This is a genomic window from Marinobacterium nitratireducens, assembly GCF_014645375.1.
In the GTDB taxonomy this organism is placed as follows: Bacteria; Pseudomonadota; Gammaproteobacteria; order Pseudomonadales; family Balneatricaceae; genus Marinobacterium_A; species Marinobacterium_A nitratireducens.
In genome coordinates this window covers 1-1,613 of sequence record NZ_BMLT01000029.1, presented here as the reverse complement: position 1 = coordinate 1,613, position 1,613 = coordinate 1, and the positions used below count along the sequence as shown (strand labels likewise).

General features: G+C 29.0%; 2 protein-coding genes. Both read right to left on the bottom strand.

Translation table 11 applies throughout. The features are described from left to right. Window positions 1–570 precede the first annotated feature (570 nt). Window positions 571–795: a hypothetical protein gene (locus tag IEX85_RS23850; RefSeq protein ID WP_229722096.1), complete on the bottom strand. Its 225-nt coding sequence runs from the start codon at window positions 793–795 to the stop codon at window positions 571–573. 279 nt (window positions 796–1,074) lie between these two features. Next, window positions 1,075–1,263: a CsbD family protein gene (locus tag IEX85_RS23845; RefSeq protein ID WP_002440614.1), complete on the bottom strand. Its 189-nt coding sequence runs from the start codon at window positions 1,261–1,263 to the stop codon at window positions 1,075–1,077. Between the last annotated feature and the right edge of the window lie 350 nt (window positions 1,264–1,613).

Below are 1,613 nucleotides of genomic sequence, written 5' to 3'. Positions count from 1 at the left end.
ATGACTAAAAACTTTTTTTGTTCAACAGAGAGGCTATAAATCATTTTAAAATTTATTTCTCAACACTTTCAGAAAAAAATATGTTTTTTTATTTTAATTATCCTTCTCAATAAAAAGCTAAAACCTGAAAAAAATAGGTGTATAATGTAACTTTTATATTTTAAAATATTTTAAAAGAGCATAAGAGGAATCCTACACAGAAATGTCTCCGTATGTAGCCATTCGGTAGCCGTTTCTGTGCAAAATATTGATTTGACAGTGTCAAATGGGATTCCTATTTATGCGATAAAAATTGTTATATGACTCCCGAACGACTACACAAAAGCTACCGAATAGCTACCCAAAATCAAAAATGACTCCCAAATGGCTACATAAAATCAAAAATAGCTCCCAAATAGCTCCCTTTTTATGGAGCCATTTGGGAGCTAAAAGGGAGTCAAATGGTAGCCATTTTTAAAATAGCTTCTTACCTTTTGTCTGCCAAAATTCTATTTGCTTTTGTAATTGTTAAATTTTTATATTTATATTTAGTTCTTTTATTCAATTCTCCCCATTTGTCTTCTTCATGAATTAACATGGAATTTGTGGTTCGATACTCATAAATGACGATAGCTTTTGAGCGTTGTCACGACTGAGATTTCCAACTATTGTCATAGCGTCAAAACTTAATTTAGGATTTTGTGGGTGCACAGAATGCACTCCTAACCGGCTATTAGAGTATCCGGTTGAGGTGTAATTTGTAACTTCTTGTAATGTGCTTTGCTTTGAATGAATTTCTTGCTCTTTTCTACTCATAAAAAATCGACTCCTTAATTTAATTTAAGAAGTCGCCCACCCGAATATTAGTACCAAAACTTATTACATAATCAAAAATTAATTTTCTTTAGATAATTTATATTGCTTGTAAGCATAATAAACTATAAATGACTGTACTACTACTTGTGCAAAAGATAATGCTATACGAATGCTTTTCTTAGTTTTCTCACTCATTCTTATTATTTATTTTTATTCACTTTAAATAAAAAACGTCCCAAGTATGCTACATAATAATACTTAAGACGTTTTAATTTTTATTTAGTTTTTATCTCCTTTAACTTTATCAATCAAGTCATTAGCTTTATCTTTAACATCATCTACTACTTCTTTGGCTTTACCAGAAGCTTTATCTCCTTTACCTTCTGCTTTTAAATCCTTATTATCAGTAGCATCTCCAATAGTCTCTTTGATATTTCCTTTTGCTTGTTCGAATTTTTCTTCGCTCATTTTCTATTCCTCCTAAATAATCAATGTCTACAATACAATTCTATTATTCAAATACCCTTTTTAAAAGTGAAATCATATCCTTTTTTATCCCATGCATTAAACCTTGTATTATCCCATGTATACAAAATGATTTATGTATTACTCCTTTTCATTTAGAATATCAAAAACTATCCTACAGATAGACTACTCAAAAAATGAGTAGTCTTTTTATTTTGCATTTTAAGCCCTTTCTAGGACATTTAATCATTCCACGTATAAAAATGACTAAAAACTTTTTTTGTTCAACAGAGAGGCTATAAATCATTTTAAAATTTATTTCTCAACACTTTCAGAAAAAAATATGTTTTTTT

Coding starts and splice junctions, on each gene's coding strand:
- IEX85_RS23850 (WP_229722096.1), bottom strand. CDS start 795: ATGAGTAGAAAAGAGCAAGAAATTCATTCAAAGCAAAGCACATTACAA.
- IEX85_RS23845 (WP_002440614.1), bottom strand. CDS start 1,263: ATGAGCGAAGAAAAATTCGAACAAGCAAAAGGAAATATCAAAGAGACT.